Annotated in this window: 22 protein-coding genes; 16 read left to right on the top strand and 6 right to left on the bottom strand. The window is 62.1% G+C overall.

Annotated elements, in window-relative coordinates; all coding sequences use genetic code 11:
• Positions 1 to 31: 31 nt before the first annotated feature.
• From D5261_RS27085 to D5261_RS27040, 10 genes are all read left to right on the top strand, one after another.
• Positions 32 to 409, top strand: coding sequence for a S24 family peptidase (locus tag D5261_RS27085; protein WP_218025448.1), 378 nt, complete (start codon positions 32 to 34; stop codon positions 407 to 409).
• Positions 410 to 435: 26 nt separating this feature from the next.
• Positions 436 to 1,128, top strand: coding sequence for a hypothetical protein (locus tag D5261_RS27080; RefSeq protein WP_218025449.1), 693 nt, complete (start codon positions 436 to 438; stop codon positions 1,126 to 1,128).
• Positions 1,125 to 1,769, top strand: coding sequence for a phosphatase PAP2 family protein (locus D5261_RS27075; protein WP_119319036.1), 645 nt, complete (start codon positions 1,125 to 1,127; stop codon positions 1,767 to 1,769). Before D5261_RS27080 ends, D5261_RS27075 begins: the two co-directional genes overlap by 4 nt.
• A gap of 507 nt (positions 1,770 to 2,276) precedes the next feature.
• A complete protein-coding gene (locus D5261_RS27070; protein ID WP_119319038.1) occupies positions 2,277 to 2,711 on the top strand; it encodes a hypothetical protein in 435 nt (144 codons plus the stop codon).
• 10 nt (positions 2,712 to 2,721) lie between these two features.
• Positions 2,722 to 3,492, top strand: coding sequence for a hypothetical protein (locus tag D5261_RS27065; RefSeq protein ID WP_119319039.1), 771 nt, complete (start codon positions 2,722 to 2,724; stop codon positions 3,490 to 3,492).
• Positions 3,493 to 3,657: 165 nt separating this feature from the next.
• Positions 3,658 to 4,515 carry a copper amine oxidase N-terminal domain-containing protein gene (locus tag D5261_RS27060; protein WP_119319040.1) on the top strand — a complete coding sequence of 286 codons (858 nt, stop codon included), beginning with the start codon at positions 3,658 to 3,660 and terminating at the stop codon, positions 4,513 to 4,515.
• Between the two features lie 185 nt (positions 4,516 to 4,700).
• The gene (locus D5261_RS27055; protein ID WP_301002279.1) at positions 4,701 to 5,705 is read left to right on the top strand and encodes a LacI family DNA-binding transcriptional regulator; all 1,005 of its coding nucleotides are present in this window, start codon (positions 4,701 to 4,703) and stop codon (positions 5,703 to 5,705) included.
• Positions 5,706 to 5,936: 231 nt separating this feature from the next.
• Positions 5,937 to 6,779 carry a DUF1559 family PulG-like putative transporter gene (locus D5261_RS27050; RefSeq protein ID WP_119319042.1) on the top strand — a complete coding sequence of 281 codons (843 nt, stop codon included), beginning with the start codon at positions 5,937 to 5,939 and terminating at the stop codon, positions 6,777 to 6,779.
• Between the two features lie 251 nt (positions 6,780 to 7,030).
• On the top strand, positions 7,031 to 8,950 hold the full coding sequence (locus tag D5261_RS27045; protein WP_119319043.1) for a glycoside hydrolase family 27 protein: 1,920 nt from the start codon (positions 7,031 to 7,033) through the stop codon (positions 8,948 to 8,950).
• Between the two features lie 210 nt (positions 8,951 to 9,160).
• A complete protein-coding gene (locus tag D5261_RS27040; RefSeq protein ID WP_125205755.1) occupies positions 9,161 to 9,880 on the top strand; it encodes a hypothetical protein in 720 nt (239 codons plus the stop codon).
• 204 nt (positions 9,881 to 10,084) lie between these two features.
• On the opposite strand, the gene D5261_RS27035 is transcribed toward D5261_RS27040, so the two are convergent.
• The 4 genes from D5261_RS27035 to D5261_RS27020 all read right to left on the bottom strand — a co-directional run bounded on the left by D5261_RS27035 (position 10,085) and on the right by D5261_RS27020 (position 13,371).
• Entirely contained in the window at positions 10,085 to 11,362 is a 1,278-nt protein-coding gene (locus tag D5261_RS27035) for a serine/threonine-protein kinase (RefSeq protein ID WP_119319045.1), read from the bottom strand.
• A gap of 53 nt (positions 11,363 to 11,415) precedes the next feature.
• A complete protein-coding gene (locus D5261_RS27030) occupies positions 11,416 to 12,321 on the bottom strand; it encodes a pyridoxamine 5'-phosphate oxidase family protein (protein ID WP_119319046.1) in 906 nt (301 codons plus the stop codon).
• A gap of 133 nt (positions 12,322 to 12,454) precedes the next feature.
• Positions 12,455 to 12,910 (bottom strand): VOC family protein, encoded by a 456-nt coding sequence (locus tag D5261_RS27025; protein ID WP_119319682.1) that lies wholly within the window; start codon positions 12,908 to 12,910, stop codon positions 12,455 to 12,457.
• 44 nt (positions 12,911 to 12,954) lie between these two features.
• A complete protein-coding gene (locus tag D5261_RS27020; protein ID WP_119319047.1) occupies positions 12,955 to 13,371 on the bottom strand; it encodes a nuclear transport factor 2 family protein in 417 nt (138 codons plus the stop codon).
• Between the two features lie 142 nt (positions 13,372 to 13,513).
• Here D5261_RS27020 and D5261_RS27015 point away from each other — a divergent pair, with 142 nt between their 5' ends.
• From D5261_RS27015 to D5261_RS27000, 4 genes are all read left to right on the top strand, one after another.
• Positions 13,514 to 14,152 carry a CGNR zinc finger domain-containing protein gene (locus D5261_RS27015; protein ID WP_119319048.1) on the top strand — a complete coding sequence of 213 codons (639 nt, stop codon included), beginning with the start codon at positions 13,514 to 13,516 and terminating at the stop codon, positions 14,150 to 14,152.
• Positions 14,153 to 14,320: 168 nt separating this feature from the next.
• Complete coding sequence (locus D5261_RS27010; RefSeq protein ID WP_218025452.1) at positions 14,321 to 15,283, top strand: AAA family ATPase; 963 nt, start codon at positions 14,321 to 14,323, stop codon at positions 15,281 to 15,283.
• A gap of 58 nt (positions 15,284 to 15,341) precedes the next feature.
• Entirely contained in the window at positions 15,342 to 16,583 is a 1,242-nt protein-coding gene (locus D5261_RS27005; protein WP_165863864.1) for a DUF58 domain-containing protein, read from the top strand.
• Positions 16,570 to 18,804 (top strand): transglutaminase TgpA family protein, encoded by a 2,235-nt coding sequence (locus D5261_RS27000; RefSeq protein WP_125205756.1) that lies wholly within the window; start codon positions 16,570 to 16,572, stop codon positions 18,802 to 18,804. Before D5261_RS27005 ends, D5261_RS27000 begins: the two co-directional genes overlap by 14 nt.
• Here the strand turns inward: D5261_RS27000 and D5261_RS26995 are convergent.
• Together D5261_RS26995 and D5261_RS26990 are read right to left on the bottom strand one after the other, a co-directional pair.
• On the bottom strand, positions 18,801 to 19,775 hold the full coding sequence (locus D5261_RS26995) for a D-2-hydroxyacid dehydrogenase (RefSeq protein ID WP_119319051.1): 975 nt from the start codon (positions 19,773 to 19,775) through the stop codon (positions 18,801 to 18,803). The genes D5261_RS27000 and D5261_RS26995 overlap by 4 nt on opposite strands.
• Position 19,776: 1 nt before the next feature.
• The gene (locus tag D5261_RS26990) at positions 19,777 to 20,610 is read right to left on the bottom strand and encodes a TrmB family transcriptional regulator (protein ID WP_119319052.1); all 834 of its coding nucleotides are present in this window, start codon (positions 20,608 to 20,610) and stop codon (positions 19,777 to 19,779) included.
• A gap of 115 nt (positions 20,611 to 20,725) precedes the next feature.
• Between D5261_RS26990 and holA the strand changes: the two genes are divergently transcribed.
• Positions 20,726 to 21,901, top strand: coding sequence for a DNA polymerase III subunit delta (gene holA / locus D5261_RS26985; RefSeq protein WP_119319053.1), 1,176 nt, complete (start codon positions 20,726 to 20,728; stop codon positions 21,899 to 21,901).
• A gap of 31 nt (positions 21,902 to 21,932) precedes the next feature.
• Positions 21,933 to 23,093, top strand: coding sequence for a WD40 repeat domain-containing protein (locus tag D5261_RS26980; RefSeq protein WP_119319054.1), 1,161 nt, complete (start codon positions 21,933 to 21,935; stop codon positions 23,091 to 23,093).
• The last annotated feature ends 79 nt before the right edge of the window (positions 23,094 to 23,172 follow it).

Below are 23,172 nucleotides of genomic sequence, written 5' to 3'. Positions count from 1 at the left end.
CACGGCGGTATTCTCCATAATAACCAGGAGGATGCCGCCGTCCTGCCTGCCTCTCTTGTTTGGCAGCCAGAACCTGCGCTACAAACGATTGAACGACACCCAGCACTGGACCATCGCCGCAAAAAACGCCCTCGCGGCCGGCCAAACTATCACCGTAAACCCCACCGGCCAATCCATGACCGGTCTGATCGCCAGCGGCGAAACCGTCACGCTTAACCCCTGCGACACATCCCAGCTTACGATTAACGACATCGTGCTCGTCCAGATCCAAGGTCGTCGCTATACGCACATCGTGCTTCATATGGTAAAAGCGATTGAGGATGGCAAGTTTCTCATCGGCGCCAACAACGGCCGCATCGATGGCTGGGTTTACCCGAACGATATTTTCGGCCAGGCAATTCTCGTATGATCGCATATTCAAATTGAGATGAGACAATGATGCCGCCCATTTCCACCCAAAACCTGAATCTGCTTCCCGATATCCCCACGTTGCGGAAATTGACACAATCCCTCGCCATTTTGGATGCGATTGTCATACCCGAATGGGAGTTTCGGTATTACTCGTTCAACGCTCATTGGGCCGACGGCGAGATGATGGCTTACATGCGTAACGGGTCTGGAGATGAGTGGTTTCTGCTATTTGGTCCGCAGGGTGCGATTATGAAAGGCTTTGCCCTTCACTCCGCAATGGAGCGAAATACTCCCTGGCCGGGCGTTCTCAATGCGGTCCCACCAGGTTTTGAATCTTTTTTGTCGGAGGCGGCATTTTCGATCCATGATACAACGTACTGTATTTGGCGTAGTGGGACGGATGAGAGCTGGCGGCGTGGGGAAATCGCATTTCCTCCGGACATTGATGACCCGGATGGCTCTCAAGAGCATTTTGCGATTTTGGACGGCGCCCCTGAGACATATCAGCAATGGGCGGAAGAGGATTATGAAGTTGAGCTGCCTCTCGAAGCTATCTCGCACATCTACGAATACCGTCCACTGACGCCCGACATTGCCGCAATGCTGAACGCCGACGTTGCGTGGGATGACCTTGCCCCCGACATCGCGGAGATCGGCTATCCCGTCGCCTCCGACATGCCTGAGAACTTGAACGAAACTGGAAACGACAATCTATGACTACGACCGAACCGCCCGCGCCTTTAAGACCGGAGCCGCCCAAGCCGTCGCTCCGGCAAGCGCGTTACTGGCAGCCGGTGATCGCTTATGTGCTCCTCGTGATCTCATGCCAGTGGGCTATCATTCCCTCGCATGCGCTGGACGTCTTCGGTCACGTGCTTGGGGAAGGCTCATTCAGTGTTTACAACATGATGCTCGCCGTCGCGGCGGCGTTGGTGTTCTTACTGGCGCGCCTCAAACGTGACCCCTCGATTGCCTGGCGTGTCTGGGATCTGGTGCTCGTCTGCCTGCTCACCAGTCAAATTTTAAAGCTCCTGCCATTGCCGCGTCCTGGCAGTGTGCTGCACGGCGGCCACGGCGGCTTCCCGAGCGGCCATACCCTCACGGCCTTCGCAGTCGCCTGGCTGCTAATGGAAACATACCCGGCCGTCGCGCCCTACGCGTTTTTGGTCGCGCTCGCCGTCGGCTGGTCGCGCGTCGAGATCCACGAGCACTTCGTCTACCAAGTTCTCACCGGAGGACTGATGGGACTGGCGATCGGCTACGGCGTGACCACCGCCAAAAGCAGCGTCGGCCTGCTGCTGCCGCGCATCTGGGATCGCTGGAAGGATCGCAAAGGCGCCGCGCGCGAAGCGAGTTGAGACAACATCGCAAAATATCCTCGTCGACGAGATCGACGGGAAAAGACGCCGATGATGATGTTCCTCCTATTGTGCTTGTTATACGATTTGACACTCACGCTTTCGCTCGCGGTCACCCTTGGCTTGGCTTCATGGGACATAAGGAGCCAAGAGTTTCAGATCACCCCATGGGAAGCTCTTTTCCTGGGTTTGCTTTTCTGCCTCATCCCATCTTTTATCTACGGGATCATCATGGTCTTATGCGGCGATCATAAGATGTCGAGGCGGGGAACGATCTGTCGAAGCGTTGGCTCAAGTCTGTTTCTCTGGGCTATCTATACGGCGTTCATCGCATATTGCGCATTACCGCACTGGCGAGACGCCTTTCGAACATCCCTGCCGATGCTGCCGAGCTTCTTTGTCGCCGGCGTCATATGTGGTTATTGGGCCTCACTTTTCCCAAGGAAAATCGCGGCTGATTGGTACGGCTATCGGGAAAGCTGATTGGGTGAAAGGGCGGCATAGAGCATGATTGTTCTGTTTTGTCTGTTGTACGATTTGATGTTAGTTCTGGCGTTCGCGTTGACGGCGGTAATTCAGGCGGCGTTGATGGGAGGCTTTCACGTCGGCGCGGATTCTCCCTCAGAGGTTTTGGGAGGTCTGGTCCTGATTGGGTGCTTCGGGCTTCTGCCGACAATTGTCTATGGGCTCTGTATGCTGTTTCGCATCACCACATCACAGCGCGCCACCGTGACGTTCAGCGTGGTGACCAGCGCCGTCATCCTGATGCTGATAAGCGGTGCGGTGGCGGCGTCTACAGCAGGGCTGAAGGGAATGAACGGCGTACGATATCAGCTTCACTTTCTTCCTCCTGCCTTGGTCGCCGGTCTCGTTTGCGGCTATGCGGCATCGTGGATAGATAAAAAGAAGCCCAAACTTTTGAGCGTTTTTACGGGATTTTAGATTAACCGGCATGGAAGATCAATACGAGCGTTTTGAGGATGATTACTTTGAACTCTCGGGGTATTTGGCGTCGTTTATTGATTTACAGTACGAAGAAAAGATGTCGGCAGGGGACATCAACGTTGCTTTTGCAAAAGCAACGCCACTCTACATTTCCCTCGTTTTGCAGCAAGGGAATGATGTTCTGCAGTGGAGCCCCTTTCCTGTTGGCGTCATTGAGCACTTCACACGCAAATCGTTCGATAGCGAATTGAAATGCCGCGAGTGGTTGGCGAAGATGCTGGAGGAACTCGATCGTATGAGCTTGTCGGATAGTGCGGCGCATCCTCGCTTGTATGTCTCGCTAAAAGAGTTGTTGCGAAGTGGGAAGTTTGCCGGCATTTCGCCCTCGACATCAATCCGGCTGGTTATGGAGATTCTGGGTGAACCGGACGCCGTCGGCGGAATGTCGCGCAAGTATCGACGCCCGGGCGTCTATTTGTATGGCAGTGTCGAGCTGAATGTGAGCCGGACCAATCCGCAGATCTACATTGGGGCGCATTGGGATGTCGAAGGCAAAGGAGAGTTCCGATTCTCGACGCGCTTGGAAGTGCTGGACTGGGATTGGAAACCGGGAATGATGCGCGAGCAAGTTGAAGCCTGGCTGATCGAACACGGTTTGGCGTTCGAGTATCAATATCCAGACATCGCTGAGCAGCAATGGTTGCGGGTCGAGAGTGGGGTTGAAGTTTCTTTCGATGAAGCTGGCGTGCTCGGCTCCGTCCACACGTCTTCCCGTTAACTCCAGACGCCTACGGGGGAGGATCATACAGGGGCCAATCTCAAGATGGAGGTTTACCGTGCGTGGAACCTTTGGTATATTCCAAGCGTCAGGATAGGCATCGCAGGGATTGCGGCCCGGCTGTCAATGAGGATGGCCGACTGATGACGAATTGGAGTAAACCACATGAATACACAATGGACGAAATTTTTCGCTCCTGCTGCGGCTTTTGGAGTGTTGACGGTGATGGGAGCGCCGGCGATGGCGCAGAATGGCGGCGCGGTTTCGGTCGTCGTGAACGGCTCGCCGGTGGCGTTTAGCGGGCAGGGGCCTGTGCAGAGTGGCCGGCGCGTGCTGGTGCCGCTGCGCGGAGTGCTGGAGAAGCTGGGCGCGTATGTGAGCTACGACAGCGCCAGTCAGGAAGTGCGCGCCGTGCGCAACGAACAGCAGATTGTGCTTCCGATCGGCGGTTATACGGCGCAGGTGGACGGGAATCCCGTGAAGCTGGACGTTCCGGCGAAAGTGCTCAACGGCTCCACCATGGTGCCGCTGCGCTTTGTCGCCGAAGCGCTCGGAGCGTCGGTCGATTACTCCGGCGCCACGCAGACTGTCACCATCAACGCGGGTGGGGGCGATGGCGGCGGCGGTGGTCGGCCCCAGCGCCCGCCCCGCGATCCCGGCGACGGCCGCCCGGCGAACGTGGACGCTCCCGCTTATCGCGCGGGTTTGAATCAGGCCACCAAAGATCGCCAGGCGGGACTGCCCCTGGATTACCGCGCGGCCCTGGTCCCGTTCCTTGAACGGCAGAAGGTCGAGTTCCAGCGCGGCTATCGCTCCGGAACGGCCGACGCCCGCCGTGACCCGACCAGCATCCCGACTCCTGCGCCCCGGCCCGGTCCCGGCGACGACGCCTTTCACGCCGGATACAAGCAGGGACAGCGCGACTTCCTCACGAAAATGATCGCCGACCCAGGACGCACCTGGCCGGACTACGCCGCCAGCGTCGAAGGCGATTTCCGCGCCGGCTATCGCGCGGGACGGTAGAACAATGGCCCTATTCCCAAGATGAGCCGAAGCAAGTTCGGGGAATAGGGCCTCCCTCAAAATCTTTTCTCCAACCCCTTGACAGACTCTCGTCCAAATGATAGAATAGATCACGTGAATGTAAGCGCTTTCATGTAAGGCTCTGCGAAATGTAAGCGCCTACATTGAAAAGTCCGGAGGTTCGAGTGCGGGTATCTTTGCGGTGTGTCGCGGAACGAGCGGGCGTGTCGGATGCGACGGCGTCTCGGGTGCTGAACGGGGTGGATGCTCCTGTCGCTGCGGAGACGCGGGAGCGTGTGCTGCGCATCGCCGAGGAGATGGGATATGCGCCGAACCTGGCGGCGAAGGCGCTCGCGACGGGGCGGACGAAGACGGTGGCGCTCTGGTCCGTCAACCTGCGGGCTCCGCATTCATCGCAGGTCGTGTACTGCACCCGCGACGAGATCATGAAGAACGATTACGATCTCACGATCAGCGACTTCAAATTTCGCGCCGATGGCGCTCTCGACACCTCGCGTCTGATCTCCTGGCCGGTGGACGGCGTGATCGCCGTCGATCTGCCGCGCGGCCCGGTTCCCGGTCTGTCAAACAGCCTGCTCGGCGGCAAGCCGCTCGTGAGCATCGGCGCCTACGTTCTGGAAAATGTGGACCACGTGCATGTGGACTTCGCGCCGATGTCGGCGGCGGCGATCCGGCATCTGCACAGTGTCGGCTGCCGGCGAATCGCGTATCTTGTGCCGAACTGGTTCGAGTGGTTTCGGAGCTGTGACGACGCCCGGCTGCGAGGCTACGAAACGGCGATGGCCCAGCTGGGCCTGGAAACCGAATTTATCGTGACCGAGCATGAAGCGCGCCCCGCCGTCGGGCCGGCGCTCAAAGCGCATATCGCCATCCATGGCGCGCCGGACGGACTGTTCTGTTTCAACGACAACATGACCATCGCGGCGGCCCGGGCGCTGCGCGAAGTCGGCCTGACGCCGGGGCGGGATGTAAAGCTAGTCGGATGCGACGGCATTGACGACAGCGCGGACTTCTATCCGCCGCTCTCGACGGTCGTGCAGCCGGTCGAGGAGATGTGCGCCCTGGCCTGGGCATTCTTGGCCCGCCGAATCAAGGATCCGGAGATCCCCATTCAGCAAATGACGCTGACGGCGAAACTGGAGATTCGAGAGTCTTCCACTGGATATTAAACGATGTCGCGCTTCGCAGCAGAATTACTAGTGTTTATTGCAGTAATCGCTATTTTCTGAAGTTGGCGACAAGCAACAATTTGACGGCGTTACGCCGCTCAAGCCGCCCTCGGTCTCGGAGTATTCGAGATCGACAGCGGGATCCAACAATGGCGCCGTCTCCGCGGACGGTTCCTGGCAATATTCGCGGTTCGGCCCTGGGCCGTTATTTCATCCATAAGGATCACTATCATGAATAAACGAAACGGTTTCACGCTCATTGAGCTGCTCGTAGTTATCGCTATCATCGCGATTCTCGCCGCGATCCTCTTCCCGGTCTTCGCCAAGGCCCGCGAGAAGGCCCGCCAGATCTCCTGCGCCTCCAATATGAAGCAGCTGGCTCTGGGGCTGCTCCAGTACAACCAGGATAACGACGAGTCCATGCCCACGACCAACACCACCTGGGGCGGCGGCTGGGCCGGCGAAATCTATCCCTATGTCAAGAGCAAGGGCGTCTATGGCTGTCCGGATGACTCGACTGATCCCGGCGCCAATTTCACCAAGGGCTCTTACGGACTGAACGTCAATGTCCTGTCGCCCTATGTGGACAACGCGCAGGGCGGTTACCAGGGAAATTACTTCACCCGAGCGGGCAGTACGGCCCTCGCGGCGCAGACATCGCCCGCAAGCACCGTCCTGCTCTTCGAAATGCATGGACAGTTTGGACTGGATGTGACGAATCCCCGCGAGCAGGCCAGCACCATCGGCGACGGAGCCAAGGGCTACGGCGGGTGCGGCGGCACGGGCATCGACAACAATACCTGCTCCAACCAGCTTGTCTACGCGACGGGTAAGATCGACGGCTACGATATCCCCAACTGGTCCGGAACGCTGGGAGTTCACACCGACGGCGCGAACTACGCGGCGCTGGACGGTCATGTGAAGTGGCTGCGTCCCTCCGCTGTTTCGGGCGGCCTGACGGCGCCCGACGCCAACACGGCGGCGAGCCGCACGAACGTCACGGCGGCCGGAACGAACAGCATGGTGATGTGCGACGGCGCCAGCAAAGCGGCCCTCACCTTCAGCCAGCTTTAATCGCCCCGCCGCGTATACTTAAGGAAATCGCCCGTCCCGTGGCTCATGGGACGGGCGATTTTTCTGACGCAAATAGTGCTTGACATGCGAGCGTCCATGAACTATAATTCATGAAACCGGTTACATAAGCATGAAGTTCATATTGCGATCATTGCAATTTTGCCTTATCGCCATGCCGCCGGGGACAAGCGCCCCATGGGGACAGTATTTGTGTAATTGACATGATTGCAATTTAAAAAGGAGATCGCTCGATGAAGAAGCTTTCCGTTCTCTCACGCACGCTCGCGTGCGCCGCCGTCGCCGGCATGGGGCTCAGCGCTCCTGCGCACGCCCAGGCTATCTGGCAGAAGCCATATATGGGCTGGAGCAGCTTCAGCCTTCAGGCCACCACGATCTCAGGATACGGAAACGGCTGGCTGACGGAATGGCAGATGCAGGTGCAGTCCGCGGAGCTGAAGGCGACGCTGCAGCCGTACGGTTACAACTACTTTAACATCGACTCGGGGTGGGCCGGCGGATTTGACGGCTATGGCCGGCCGTCGGCGAACACTTCGACATTTCCCGACGGCATCCCCTGGATTGCGAACATCGTGCACGGCAACGGCCAGAAGCTCGGTGTCTACTGGGTGCCTGGGGTAGGGAGCGACGTCTACAACGCCAACCCGCCGATCTACGGCACGCCCTATCATATTCAGGATATCGTCGCCCAGCCGCTGGCGACCGGCGACGCCTTCGGCAGCTGGCACCTCAAAATCGACTTCACCAAGCCCGGCGCGCAGGAGTACATCAACAGCGTTATCAACCAGTTCGCCGCCTGGGGCGTCGACTTTCTCAAGCTGGACGGCGTCAGCCCCGGCTCCGATCAGACCCTGTCCTACTGCGACAATCGGCCGGACGTCCAGGCGTATCAAACCGCGATCCAACAATGCGGGCGTCCAATGTGGCTGACGATCTCCTGGCGGATCTCCGACGCCTACATCCCGTTCTGGCAGACGTACTCCAACGCGCGCCGTATCGACGACGATATCGACGCCTACAGCAGCACCCTGACCAACTGGAAGCAGACGAACCTGCGATTTGGCGACGCCGCCAACTGGGCTCCGTGGGCGGGCGCGCATGGCTACAACAACAATTATTCGATGGGCTCCGGCTGGAACGACCTCGATTCGATCGATGTCGGCAACGGCTCCATGGACGGACTGACCAACAACGAACGCCAGACCGCGATCACCTTCTGGGCGCAGCAGTGCTCGCCGCTCTATACCGGCGACGACCTCTACCATCTGGACAGCTATGGCGTGTCTCTGCTCACGAACCCCTTCATCATCGCCATGGACCAGGCGGGCAACGTCGCGACACAGATCCAGAGCGGCAACTCCCAGGTCTGGTCGACAGATAACGGCGACGGCACGCGCACTGTGGGGCTATACAACCTCGGAAGCGGCTCGGCCACGGTCAGCGTCAACTGGAGCGCGATCGGCCTCAGCGGCAACCAGCAAGTGCACGATGTCTGGGCCAATACGGATATCGTCGCCAATGGCGGCTACAGCGCTTCGCTCGCCTCGCACGCCTGCCGGCTGATCAAAGTCTCCACCCCCCATATCATCAGTCTCGACTTCGTGGGCTCTGGAACCGCAATGGGCTCCAGCGAAAACGCCGGTGTTGTCGGCGCTGCGTCGTGGAATAACGCCTCCGGCCAATCCGGAAGCGGCCTCGGTCTCGTAGACAGCAGCGGCGCATCGTCCGGCGCCTCGGCGGCGTGGAGCGCAAGCGCCGTCTATGCGACTGGCGTCACGGATACGGCCGGCTCCAAGCGCATGATGAAGGGCTACCTGGACACCTACAGCGGGGCCACCAGCACCGTGACCGTCTCTGGCCTGCCATCCTACTACACAACGCACGGCTACGATGTCTACGTCTACAGTGACGGCTCCAACGGCGGCGCGACCCGCGTCTACAAATACGCCATCGGCCCCTCGAACATCCAGATCAACGACGCCGTCAACACCGACTTCAGCGGAGCGTTCACCCAGGCCAGCAGTTCCGCCGGCAACTACGCCCGCTTCAGCGCCCTCAGCGGCTCCAGCTTCACCCTCTCGGCGACTCCCGTCTCCTCCACCGACGCCTATCTGCGCGCTCCCATCAACGGCATACAGATCGTCGGGCACTGACCGTTTAGGGCAAATACGCCTTCAGCGCCTGGGTGAAAATCATCCCACAGGCCCATCTCAGTGGTGGCCGAGCTTATCTGCTCGACCACCACGAAAGCTCCGCCGATGGAAACTTACACGTCTTTGTGTTTTTCCAGCCGCGCATTCGGGTATGGGTGAAAGGAAAGTCGTGAGCGGACGCCAGTGCGCCAGGACGGAAAGAACGGACATATGCTATCTCGCCCTCTCCTCCGAATGCCGGCGCTCCTGGCGGCGCTCGCCGTGTTCGGGAGCGCGCCGGTTTGGGGAGCGCCGAACGGGCTCACTCAGATCCCGATCGCCAAGGTTTTCGGCGACGGCGTCGCCTCTATTTCGCTGGCCCGCGTCGCGCAGTCCAGTCAGGCGACAACCTATACAACGCAGTATGGGATCGCCAACCTGTTTGAAGTCGGCCTTGATTATCAGGCGTCGCCGCCCGGTCAGGAAACGGTCCTGTCCAATTTCAAATATCTGATCGCCCATCGCCCGGGGCGCTTGCCCGACATCGCGCTGGGAATGACAAACGTCGCGACCGGACAGCAGGCCGTTCCCTACGCCGTCGCGACAACTCAGCCGGGCGCGACCGGCCTTTCCCTCGGATTGATCCGTCCTAGCGGCGGACACGCGTATGACGGCATGGCCGGCGTATCCTATAACATCACGCCGACCGTTGAGCTGGTCGCCGACGACATCGGCGGCCGGGACAACTATGCGACGTTCGGAGTCATCGCGAACGTCACCAAGACGATTTCCCTCAATGTCGCCTATTCGCAGCCATGCAGCAGCGATGGCGGAGCCAACCTCAAGGGGTATATCGTCAATCTCGCCTATACCTTCCATCTCAAAGGCGGCGGGGGAGCCGCCTCCACGCAGAATAAAAATCCCGCCGCTGGAACGGGCGGCGCCAGCTAAGCGCCATCTTCAGGCTGGGAAAATAAAAAAAACTTATCGTCTCCGCGAAACCTTACGCCGATTTTTCCGTTATCTGCAAATCGAAGATTTCAGGAGGCTCGTTGAGATGATGTGGAGCGTGATCATAGGAACAGCGCTTGTCGCCGGATGGTGCATGTTTGCGATCATAAGAACGCGGAGCGGTAAATAAGCAGCATCGCCCCATTAGCCTAAAAGCTGATGGGCGAGTGTAAAGAAGTCCCGCGCGCCGAATGTGTGCGTGCGCTGGCGGCGGTGATGTCTCTTGGCCGAATGCGTGCGCCGAACGGAACGGGCTTTCCTCTTGTTCACGGCGCGCGCGGCGGATGCGTGCGCCGCTGAGCGGGGGACGGCCTTCATGGTTGCATGCTTTGCCGGCGCATGGCGCGCCGGAGTGAGGACCGGCGCGGTTTTCGAAATTGACGGCGTTTGCGGCGTGACGCTGACGTGCGTCGAGCTGGGAGCCGTTGGCCTGTGTAAGTGCGCGGAGCCCAGAGTGATCGCGCCAAGCAGCGCGGCGGCCGCCGCAGCGGTCGGCCAGGGTCTCAGGCGGAGGCGCCGCGCCGCCGGGCGCGCCCAAATTGTTTCCGGCTCCGCTTCCACGGTGGCGGCTTCTGGAGCGGCGTTCACGGCTTGGCTCAGGGCGTCGGCGAGGGCGGCAGGCGTGGCGAAACGGCGCGCCGGATCCTTGTCGAGCGCCTGAGCGACGATACGCCGCGCCTCATTGGGGACTCCCGAAATCGGCGGGGGATCTTCGTGCGTGACCTGATACATCACGGAAGGAATGGTCGCGCCTTCGAACGGCCGGTGGCCGGCGAGCATCTGGTAGATAAGCACGCCCAGCGCCCAGGTGTCCGACGCGGCGGTGGCGTCCTCGCCCCGGCACTGCTCGGGCGACATATACGCCGGTGTGCCGACAAATGAGCCCGCCTGCGTCAGCAGCGTCTCGTCGAGCTGCCGGGCGATCCCAAAGTCCATCAGCTTGATCCGCCCGTCCGGCAGGATCATCACATTGCCCGGCTTGATATCGCGATGGAGCATTCCGGCGGCGTGAACCGCGCCCAGCGCGCTGGCGAGCTGTTCGGCGATCCGCGCGGCGTCCGCCGCAGGCAGCGGGCCGCGACGCAGCCGCTGATGCAGCGTCTCCCCATCGAGAAACTCCATCACCAGGTAGTAGACGTCGTCTTCCGAACCGACATCGTGCAATGTCACGATGCTGGGGTGCGACAAGCGCCCGGCGGCGCGCGCCTCCCGCATCAGGCGTTCCGCCATATCGCGTCGCTCCTCGACCGCGAGGTGAGACGGCATGCGGACCACTTTGACGGCTACTCGCCGGCCAATCTTCGTATCGAGCGCCTCATAGACCGTCGCGGCGCCGCCCCGGCCGGCTTCGCGCGTCAATTCATAAGGCCCAATCCGTGAGCCGACCCCGCCCTGCGGGACATTGTCTTCCGTAATCGTCATGATATACGGGATTTACCCACGGAAGCAGGCGTGGAAACCGCGAGGCGTTTCCGTTACTTGGGGTTGAACGGGGACGCCTCGACAAACCGCCATCGCAGGCGCGCCGCATGGTCGATCTGGACAACGCCGGAAATACGAAACTCCACGACCCTCTGCGCGCCCGTCAGTCCCCTGCGGGACTCTTCGTCCCACAGCACGTGTCCCTCGCCGGTGATCTGAAGTGCGTCTCCCGAATCGAAATCGACAAACAGCAGCCCCGCGCGCGGATCGACCGCCAGATTGCCCAGTGTATTGAACATATTGTTGCCGGCGTAGTCCGGAAAGAGAAGCGTATTCGCGTCCCGGACCTGTACGAAGCCCGGCGCGCCGCCCCGGTGCGATGCGTCCGCCCCCGCCACGGGATGCCGCGTGGCGATAAAGAACGTGTCCGACTTTATGATACGCTCCTGCTGCGCCTCCGTCAGCTCCGCGCCGCGCGAAACGTGCGGCGCGCTTCGATCGGCGTCGCCGCCCTGCTCCCAGGTACGCGACTGAATATATTTTGGGCAGTTTGCGTAAGCCTCATGGACATCAATGGCGAAATTTCCAGATCGCTGTTGCGTCAGACGCCCATTCACCCGCATTCGCCGCCGTGTCGCCGGCTCGATCGCCAGCAGGCCCAGCGCTGTCCCGTCTCGCCAAACCTCCTCCAGCGGATCTCCCGCCGTGAGATGCGCGCCGATTGCGACCGTGTGTCCATCGGGCACATGAAGAAATCCCGGATTCCCCGTGATCAATGACGCCCAAACACGTCCCGCCGAATCCTGCGCGCCGACAATCGCCATTGGCTGCCGCAGCAAAAACTCCTGCGCCGCCGCCGGAATCTCCGGATGGATACTGGGGCCGACCCGCTCCGCCGCGCTCCGCACACCCGCCTGCGTCTGGACCGCGATCTCGCCCTCATGGAATTGCGTCGCCATGGTTTGCTCCTGTCGTTAGAGGTGTCCGCACCGGACGCTTGGCTCGCTTTTCTACCTTCCCCAACGGTTTGCGTACTTCCGGCAAGCCGCCGGGGAAGGTAGAAATAGGCGCGCCTCTCTTATTCACCCATTCTCAAAAGAACCCGCATGTCGGCGCGCCTTCAGTTGGCGCGGATTGTCCCTCGACGCCGCTCGTGGTGAAGACTTCCAGTCGCACGCCGTCGGGATCCTCAAAGAAGACGCCGCCGGACTGCGCGCCTTCGGCGTGCGGCACGACACCGTCATAAGCGAACGGCGCGCCGGCGGCGCGGGCTTTGCTTTCGATGACGCGGACCGCCTCGACGTCGGGAACCATGAACGACAGGTGATGCAGGCCGGGCGCGGACTTCGCGAAGCGGCCTTCGCTCTGGCGCCAGAGCGTCAGAACCAGCGTGTCGCCTTCGGCGAGGAAGGCGTACTCGCGGCCGGCTTGCGTCGACTCTTTGATCGTTTGGAAGCCGAAGACGCTCTCGTAGAACGCCTTGGCGCGGGCCAGGTCCGTGACGTTCAGGCCAACGTGGCCGGTTTGAATTCGTGTCTGTTCTGCGATCGCGGTCATGATGATCTCTCCTGTGATGCTGCGTCTCGATAACGTCAGTCTCGGTAACGGCGGTCGGTTTCGGAAATCGGGTAATCGTTGATGCTGGCGTCGCGGCGGCGCATCAAGCCGTCGTCGTCGAACTCCCAATGCTCGTTGCCGTGGCTGCGATACCACTGGCCGGCGGCGTCACGCCATTCGTACTCGAAGCGCACGGAAATGCGATTGTCGTGGAACGCCCAAAGCTCTTTCATCAAGCGGTAGTTCAGCTCGCGCGCCCACTTGTCTCGGAGGAACGCTTTGATCGCATCTCGGCCTTGCAGGAAGATATCGCGGTTTCGCCACTGCGAATCTTCGGTGTACGCGAGGGCCACGCGCTCCGGGTCGCGGGAGTTCCAGGCGTCCTGGGCCGCCCGGACTTTTGCCCGCGCCGTTTCCTCCGTGAAGGGAGGGCAAATCGCCGATTTCGCCATAATCTCTGCTCCCGAATTTTGATTTTATAACCTTTAAAATTAATATAGAAGGTTATATTTGGGTTATACCTTCGGGAATGATCACCTGTCAAGTGTTGTTTGAAAAGTTAGATATTGTTATAATGGAAGCACGAGGACGAAGATGGCGACGAGCAAGGCGAGCAGCCGGTTTCTTTTTTATGGGAATAGTCTGTGTTTGGATTTTGTCAACACGGAACGGATGCGCGAGGGGGCTCGTGTCGACCTGATCGAGAGCGCGGACGATCTCTGGGAATGGATGCTCGAATCGGGAGCGCTGCCTCTCGACGCGGTCGAGAGCGGCAAGCGTCAATTGCCCGGCGAGGTCGCGGTGCGTGAGGCGAAAGAGCTTCGCGCCGCGCTGCGCGGCATGGCGCGGCAGATGGCGGCGGGAGAAACGGTCGCTCCGGAGATCGCCGAAATGCTGAACGCGCACCTGCGGCGGCGGCGCGGGTATCAGCAATTGACGCTGGGGGAGGGCGGCTGGACGCGGCGGTTCCACTCCGAAGACGCGCAGGGGATGGATTTCCTTTTTACTCTCGTGGACTCAGCCATCGATTTACTATCCGGCGGCCAGGGACTCGTGCGCCAATGTGAGAGCAATCACTGTATTCTGTACTTCTTCGATACAACAAAGAACCACCGGCGGCGCTGGTGCTGCATGGAAGGGTGTGGAAATCGTCACAAAGCGGCCGAGCATTATCGCCGCCGGAAGGCAAAAGACTCGCGGCATGAAACTTTAGACGAGAAAACACCGTTATAATGAAGGATTGCTATTTTTCGCGTCTCTCAAGCGTATGGAGTATAGTTCTGATATAATAGATCTGAACTAGCCAAATTTATCGCAGGAAACGTCGGGCTTCCGCGCGAATGATTATCAACTACGGTGTCGGCGAGACGCGGCTGCGCTCGCGTGGGAAGAGGTTTAGGGTTGCTCGAAACAGAAACGGCGTCGACGCGGATCGCCGACAAAGCGCGGCTGATCGCGGACGCGATCGAAACGGTGGTCATCGGCAAGCGGGAAATTGTGGAGCTTGCGCTGACCGCCATTCTTGTCGAAGGTCATGTGCTGATTGAGGACATTCCCGGCGTCGGCAAAACGACCCTGGCGAAGTCACTGGCGAAAACGCTCGGTTGTGTCTTCAAGCGGATCCAGTTCACGCCCGATCTGCTGCCGGCGGATATTACGGGAACCGGCGTCTTCAATCAAAAGGACAGCCAGTTTGAGTTTCGGGAAGGCCCGGTCTTCGCGAATGTGGTGCTGGCCGATGAGATCAACCGCGCGACCCCCAAGACGCAGTCCTCGCTGCTGGAATGCATGGAGGAAGGGCAGATCACAAGCGACGGCATCACCTATCAACTGCCGCACCCCTTCTTTGTCATCGCCACACAGAACCACATAGAAGCGCACGGCACCTATCCGCTGCCCGAAGCGCAGATGGATCGCTTTCTGATGCGCATCTCCATCGGCTATCCGGAGCGCGATGAAGAGGTCCGAATCTTATCGCGACCGTCGCAAGGCAGTCCCGTGGACCGCATGGAATCGGTGATCACGCGCGATGAGCTGCTCGCCCTCCAGGCGGAAGTCGCCAACGTTTATATCGACCCATCGCTGCGCGAATATGTGGTCGATATCGTCGCCGCCACGCGCAAGCACCCGATGACGCAGTTCGGGGCCAGCCCGCGCGGCTCGCTCTTTTTGCTGCACGCCGCCCAGGCGTACGCCGGCCTCAAGGGACGCACCTATGTCCTGCCGGATGATGTGAAGCGACTCGCGAAGCCCGTGCTGGCGCACCGGATCATTCTGCGGCCCGAAGCGCGCGCCAAAGGCACGACCGCCGAAACGATGATCGGCGAGATCCTGAGCCAGATCCCCGTCCCGGCGACGATGTAACCCCTCAGCCCCGGATTGTTTTCCGGGGCGTCCCATGCGACGAAAATGCGTCCGCCCTATGTCCACCAGCAACAGTACTTTGAAGAAGTTGGCGCTTGCCGTCGGCGGCGGCTTCACGGCGATCGTGGCCATCCTGTTCCGTTCGGAGCAGATGTATCTGATGGCGGCCATCATGCTTCTGATCCCGGCCGTGATCCTTTTGGTGGGACGCCTGCTCGTCAACGGCATCACGTGCGCGCGTGAGCTGCCGTTTGAATGCGCGGAAGGCGACCGGGTGACCGTTGTCCTGCGCATTGGCGACATCGGGCGACTCCCGAAGTTCTTCCTGCGCGCCGCCGACAAGCTCCCGGCGGACCTGAAGCTCGTGGGGAGCGACGCGCCCCTGATCTTGCAGCTGGATCCTGGCGAGCAGCGCGTCCTCAGCTACAATCTCGAACTGACCAAGCGCGGCGCGTACCAGATTGGTCCGACCCTCGTTTCGACAACGGATCCTTTCGGCTTCACCACCTTCCGCAAGTTGGTGGGAGACGTTCAGGAGCTGCTGGTGCTGCCGACGCCGCTGCCGACGAGCCGCCTTTTTCTGGATGGCGGCGTGGTGGGACTGCGCGGCGAAGAGGGCGGTTCACAGCGCGGCGGCGGGATGGACTTTCACGGCGTGCGCGAATACCGTCAGGGCGATGACCTGCGCCGCGTTCACTGGCGGACCACGGCGCGCACCGGCGAGCTGGCGGTGACCGAGTATACGCAGGGCGCCTCCCTCGAAGTGCTGGTGGCGCTGGATCTCTCGCGCCGCGCCTACGATGAAACGGGAACGGGCCTGCAAAGCGCGCTGGAGTATGGCGTGAAGCTGGCGGTGACGGTGGCGGACAATCTGGCGCGCCATGGGCATCGCGCTCTTTTGCTGACGCCCGACACGATCAATATGCCGTATCCGCCGTCCAACCACCCGCTGGAGATGCCGGCGCTGCTGGAGGCGCTGGCGCGCGCCGAAGCGGTTCACGATCTTTCGCTCGCCGACATGCTCGAACGTTTCCGTCCGCAGGCGCCGGCTGGGATCACGCTGGTGACGATTACGCCGGTGGTGGACGGCGCGCTGGTGCAGGCGATCCGCCACTACGGCGCGCAGGGCGTTCGCGCCTTCGGCTTTTATCTGGACGGCGCGAGTTTCCACCCCGCCTCGCATCTGCGCGTCACGCCGGACGCGGGTGTGGTGCATGTGCCCGGCACCGTCTGGCGCACTGTCGGCCGCGGCGACGATCTCGCGGCTTCCGTCGAAGGATTGGCTTATGGCTACCAGTAATCTCCCGCGAGTCGAATCGCCCGAGGAATCGGCTCCGAGTTTGCCGCTTTACGCCGCCGGGTTGATCGCGACGATCTGCGGCCTTCAGTGCGTCAACGTCACGGTGGACGATTCCAGCCTGACGGCGACGACGCTTTTGCTGACGGTCATCGGCTACTTCTTCTCCTATGGATGCCGATGGCTGCGAGTGCCGCCGCTGGTGATCAAAGTGCTGGGCGGCGCCTTGATCGCATACTTTATTTACGGCGCGTTTACGGGCGTGCTGGATCTCGACAGCCTTGCGCCCGCCGCCACGGGGCAGCGCGATCTGCACCTGGCGACGCTGCTGTCCTGGGGGCTCGTTCTCTGGTCGTGGATGCTGGTCAGCGATGTGATGATGCTGTTCTCCGGCCTGATCGCCGTGGCGATGATCGGTCTGATCAGCTCGGGCAACTCACAATCGACGGAAGTTCTGGTCTACTTCTGTGTCCTGATCTTCGCGATGCTGTTTCTGTTCATCCACCAGTTCTACCTTCAGAACCGCGTGCTCGCGGCGCCGCAGGAGAGCCGGCGTGAGCCGCTGAAAATGATCGGCACGCAGGTGGGGCTGGCCGCCGCCTGCGCGCTGCTGGTGTTCTGCCTCGGCTCGGTCATCATTGTTCCCGCGCAGATGGTCTTCAGCGGTCTCTCGCTGTCACAGGCGATCCGAGGGCTGGCGAGCTTGAACGCCGCCGCGCCGAACGCAACGGCGTCCACGCTCAATATCTCCGACAATGGGGATCTGCAGATCGGTATGGGGACAGGGTGGAGCGCGAGTTCGGAAGTCGTCGCGCATGTCGTCCCCAGCGACCGGGAGCCGCACTACTGGCGCGGCCGCACTTACGATTCCTACGATGGCCGAAGCTGGACCAGTTCGACTCAGGATCAGGAAACCTCGCTGGATATCGCGCCGGCGAACGACGAGGCGCAGGCGGAGCGGTTTGTCGTGCCGCCGGCGCAGGATGGTGAAACGCTGGCGGCCAAGCCGGCGCGGCGGCGGATGGTCGCCCTCATCACCGTCCAAGGCGTCACGCAAAACTTGATCTCCGCCAGTGAGCCTTCGCAGGTGGCGGGTCGTCCCGGCGAGATCGATTCGCTCGATATCTCTCCGGACCGGGCGATTTCGCTGGGCGCCCGGCCCTACAGCCACTTCCGATACGCCGTTGCGAGCATCCTGACGCCCGACCCAATGGATCCCGACGTTCAAATGGCGCTGCGCCGCGCCGATAAGGCGCCTATCCCCGCCGCCGTGCGCGCCCGTTACTTGACCGGTCTGCCCAATGACGTCACGACTCCCGACGACGTTTTGTACTTCCGACAGCTCGTCAATGAAGTCTTCGCGGAACTGCCGGCCGCGCGCCGGACGCGTATTGACAAAGCGCTGGCGATCCGCGATTTCGTCGCCTCCCGCGCCGTGTATTCGCTGACCACGCCCGCGATCCCGCAGGACGTCGAGCATGTCCGCAACTTCCTGGATACAAACCGCGAGGGCTACTGCGATATGTTCGCGTCGTCCATGGCGGTGTTATGCCGCGTCGCGGGACTGCCGTCCCGTGTCGCCACCGGCTTCGCGCCCGGAGAGCCGAAGGCCGACGGCTTCGATCTGCGCGCGATGGACAAACACGCCTGGGTCGAGGTGTACTTCCCCAAATACGGCTGGCTGACCTTTGACCCGACGGTGGGCACTCGGACGGACGGCAGCGTGCCGTCGTCGACAAGCACGGAAAAACACGGCCTGCCGTCATGGCTCAGCAAGCTGATGCATGGCAGTCCGCTGGCGCTGCTTCTGGGCGCCGCCATCGTCGCCATCGTTCTCTTCGTGCTCAAAGTCGAATGGTTTGACCGGATCTTTGGGCGCAAACGCCGTATCTCAACCGCCACCGGCGAAGCGCGCGCGCAGACGGAGATCGGCCTCGCCTACCAGCAGTCCGTCCGGGCCGTGGCGAAGCTGGGGCTGCCGCGCCTGCCGTCCGAAACGCCGGGGGAGTACGCCGACCGGGTTCGCCCATTCCTGCGCGAAGCCGAAACACGCCTTGGGATCGACCTTCAGCCGGAGACGTTCGACGACATCACCCAGCGCTTCATTTTGGCGAAGTACGCGCAGGTCGTCGGCGACCCCATCGACGCCGGCGAATTCCTGCGAGCCGTCCGCCGCGCCTGGTGGGTCCAGTTCTTCCAGTTCCGCCGCCGCGCGTCCGCCTAACCCCGCGCGATCGCGAGCGCGGGCATGGTCACCAGATTGCGCGGCGCGCCCGCCGCGAACGCCTCGATATTTCCAATCAATTGCTCCGCCAGCGTCTCCAGCGACTCGACGCTCGCCCAGGCCATGTGCGGCGTAACGATCAAGTTCGGCAGGTCCAGTCCGATGAGCGGGCTGCCCTCGCTCGGCGGCTCCTGCGCGAGCACGTCCGCGGCCGCGCCCCCGAGCCGGCCGCGGCGAAGCGCGTCCGCCAGCGCAGCCTCGTCGACGATACCGCCGCGCGCGCAGTTGATCAGCAGGGCGCTCGAGCGCATGCAAGCCAGCTCGCGCGGGCCGATCATCCACCGCGTCTCATCCGTGAGCGGGCATAGCACCGATAGGACATCGCTCTCACGCAAAACCTCCTTGAACGGCGCGCGCCCCGCGCGGACACGCATCTCACCCTTGCGCTCGGCCACCAAAATATTCATGTCGAAGGCGCGGGCGATGGCCTCGACCCGGCGCGCCAGCGCCCCATAACCGATCAGGCCCAGCGTGGCCCCGGCCAGCGCGTGCGGCATGGGCTCCAGCAGAAAGCCGTAGGTCGGTGACGCGCCCCAGGTTCCGTCCTCGACGATCTGGCGGTAACCGAGCAGCTGCCGCCGCAGAGCGAGAATCAGGGCAAAGACATGCTCGGGAATGGACACCGCCCAATCACGCACGTTGCAGACGGCCACGCCGCGCTTCTGGCACGCCGCGATCTCCACATGGTCGTATCCCGTCGCGCTGACTGCCACCAGGCGCAGGGTGGGGACTGCGTCGAGCAGCGCCTCATCGATCGGCACACGGTTGTTGATGGCGATCGTCGCGCCTTGTAACCGTTCGACGGCCTGACCGCGCGGCGTGTATGCGTACTCGATCCATTCGTGGGGGAAGTTTGGGCTGCGCAGCGGGACGCGGATCGCCTGCCGGTCGAGAAATACGATCTTTTCCATTTTATTCCTCCGAGGCGGCGCCAAGCTCCGCGATTTCTTCGGCCTGTTCCCAGAGCGCCTCAAACGCCAGTCCCAGCATCCGCGCGAGGCCGCGATTGGTGATGGCGATTGCCGTAAAGCGCGGCGTGTCGCCCGGCGTATCCTGAAGGGAAAGCAGCGCCACGTCTCCGTCGTGAAGCTGCATCTTGACAGGGATCTCGGTCACAAAGCGCGCCTGCTGCCCCCACGCGACGCACTGGCGCACCAGCGCCAGCGACAAGGGATCGCGCAGTATCTGCTTCTCATAGATCGCGCGGTAGGCGACGCCGCGGCCAAGCGGCTCCTGCACGAGCCGTCGATTGTCGTCATCGCTGATGATTGAAGGGCGTTTGAAGCAGACCCGGATCTCCCGCTCGGCTTTCGCGGCGAGCGCGGCGGCGCGGTCCGCGATCCGGCTCGACTGCGCGATCACTTCGATATTGGCGAGCGGATCGTCGGCGTCGCCTCCCGCCGCAAACAACGGCGCCAGGGCTTCGGCCAGCGTATTCGCCTGTGTCCGGCGGCGCGCGCTTTCTTCCTCCCACTGTCGTTCCCGCTCGGCAAGCAGCGCGGGGAGCGCGACGGCGGGATCCACGGCGCGAAAAAGGGTCCGCTGTCCGCTGTGCCCCTCGGCGCACAGCCCCCGATCCAGCAGCGACGCCAGCGTATCATAGATCCGCTGCCTTGGCACGGCGGCCCGGGCAGCGATCTGCGGCGGCGCGCAGTCCTGGCGCTCCAGGAGCGCGAGATACACGGCGGCTTCATAACGCGTCAAACCCAGGCTGACCAACTGCTCTTTGAAATCCGACTCATCCATAATTGACACCCCTGATCAGTGGTGACATTTTATCGCGCTGCTTTGACTTTGTCAAGCCCGCGATTCTCCCTTCGTGATTTCTTCAACTCGCGTTCCGATCAGGTAAACTCTTTGCGTGGAAATTGATTATTCGAAACTCGGCGCCAAAGGCTTTCCTCAGCCGGCGGAGCGTGTGTACTTATTTACCGGCAGCGACGATGCATTGAAGCGCGAGGGCCTCGCGCGTCTCACCGATCCTCTTCTCGATCCCAGCGCGGCGGACTTTGACCGCGAGGCGCGCGATGTCGGCTCGGCCGGGTCCGAGGACCTGGCGGCGATGCAAATCCTGGCGTCGGCGGGCGGCGTTCCCATGTTCTCGGAACGAAGGGTCGTCGTCGTCACCAATATTCAGCGTCTTTCCAAAGAAGATCAAGACGATCTGGCGGCGGGACTGGGGAAACTGGGTTCGCTGTCCTGCCTTGTCCTGATCGCGGGCGCGCCGGAGTATGAGGCGGGGAAGATCAAAGGGCGTTCGGCGGTCTCGACCAAGCTGCAAAACGCCGTCGCGAAGGCCGGCGCGGTCGTGGTGTGCGATGCGCCGCTCGCCGCCGATTTGAAATCCCGCGCGGCGTCGTATTTGAAAACGCTGGGGAAAACGGCGGAGCCGGCCGCGCTGGAAGTGATCGTGCAGCGCGCCGTCTCGGCGGCGTCCGACCGGGGCGGGGCGGGCAAGGGGGGCGACCTCCACGTGCTGCACAACGAGCTGGACAAGGCTGCCGCTTTTGTGGGCGACCGGTCCCAGGTCACCCGCGATGACGCCCTGGCGATCGGCACGCGCGGCGCAGAAGAAAATATCTTCGCGCTGCTGGACGCCGTGGGGAACAAGGACGCCCCCCGCGCGCTGCGCCAGGTGGAGGAGATGCTGCGCCACGGCGACAAGCCCGACGCCATCGCCGCGCGCACCTTCGTGATGCTGGCCCGCCATCTGCGCATGCTCTGGGGCGCGAAGTACCTCGCGGAAAAGCGCATCACCGGCGCCGTGAAAGGCCCGCTGCCGGACGAACTGCAAGCCGTGCTCTCCGGCGAGGTGATCGGTTTGGCGATGCGCCAGGCATACCTGCTGCGCAGCCTTCAGGAGCAGGCCCGCCGCTGGTCGTACGACGCCCTGCGCCACGCCCTCGCGCGCGTGCTCGCCAGCGATATGGCGATGAAGGGGGGAACTCCGATCGAAGCGCTGGGAGCCACCGCTCCCGCCGGCGATAATCACGCCGCAAATCTGCAATTATTAGTCGTTTCGCTTTGCCGTGGGTAGTAAGAGCGGCCCTCACCATAAGGACATCTCCATGACCCATTCCGTCTCGCCTGCTCTTCGCTGCGCCGCCGCCCTCGCGGCTCTGATAATCGCGCCGCCGCCCTCGGCGCTCGCGGCGCCAGTGGGAGAAAGAGCGCCCGTGCGGCGGCCCCATATTCGGCCCCACGTCCGGCCGCTTTACCTGCGGCCGCGCCCTCGATTCCATGCGCGCAGATATGTCCGGAAGCCCGCGCCAAGCATCCCGGCGCGGCTTGTCGGCGTCTGCGGCTGCCCCGTCGCGGGCGCGCTCACATTTTCCGCGAACGGGACTCGTCTCGCGGCGGGAAGCGGGAGCGGACTGTCGCTGACATCGCCGGGCGAGGTGCGCGTTTGGGACATTTCGACGGGACATCTCGTCTATACCGTTCCCTACACATCGCCGATCTGCGCGATCGCCTATTCGCCCGTTGGAGATACGCTTGCGGCGTCCACCGTGCAGTCGCATGTGACCGTGTGGAGCGCCACGACGGGCATGCCGCTGCGCACCCTGGCGCCGCCGCACTCCGCCGGCGGGGTGTGCCTGGCGTTCGCGCCGAGCGGGGAGGTGCTCGCCACTGGCGGCGGCGACCTGGCCGGCAGCCAGTTTCCGGGCGAAGCGCGGCTCTGGAATGTCCACACCGGCGCTTCGATGCAGACGCTGGCGCATCCGCACCGCTCGGTCGTCTCCGTGCAGTTCGCTCCCGACGGAGCGGAGTGCCTGGTCGCGACGAGGGGACTGGGAACCGATGAAAACGGCGCTCTGGATCTGTGGGATAAGTACTTACAGGCGCATCGCTGGACTCGCCCCACCACCGGCCTCGTCGGCGCGGCGCTGGTGGACGGCGGCGCGTCCGTGGCGAGCCTGCACTCGGAAGCCGCCGGAAAATCGTATGTCCTGCATGTGCGCTTGTGGAACGGCAAAAGCGGCGTTGCGCAAAACAGTTATCGCGTCCCGATGGGAGGATGGGCGATTTCGCCCAATGGAAAGCTGCTCGCCTGCACCGGCGACGACCGAAAATCCATCGCCGTCCGCGACGCCCGCACCGGCCGGTTTTTGCACAAGCTCACGTGCGACAGCGCCCCATCCAGCCTGACTCTCGCCTTCTCCAACGACGGGCGTCTGCTGGCCGGCGGCGCCCAGGACGGAACCGTGCTTCTCTGGACTTTGAAGTAAATACGGACGAGGGCCGTCGCGCACAAAAAAAGCCTCCCTTCGCGACTGAGCGAAGGGAGGCTTTTTACGTTTGTGTGGA

The organism is Capsulimonas corticalis (assembly GCF_003574315.2).
Classification (GTDB): Bacteria; Armatimonadota; Armatimonadia; order Armatimonadales; family Capsulimonadaceae; genus Capsulimonas; species Capsulimonas corticalis.
The sequence above is the reverse complement of the archived record's forward strand: the minus strand, read 5'-3'. Positions and strand labels throughout refer to the sequence as shown.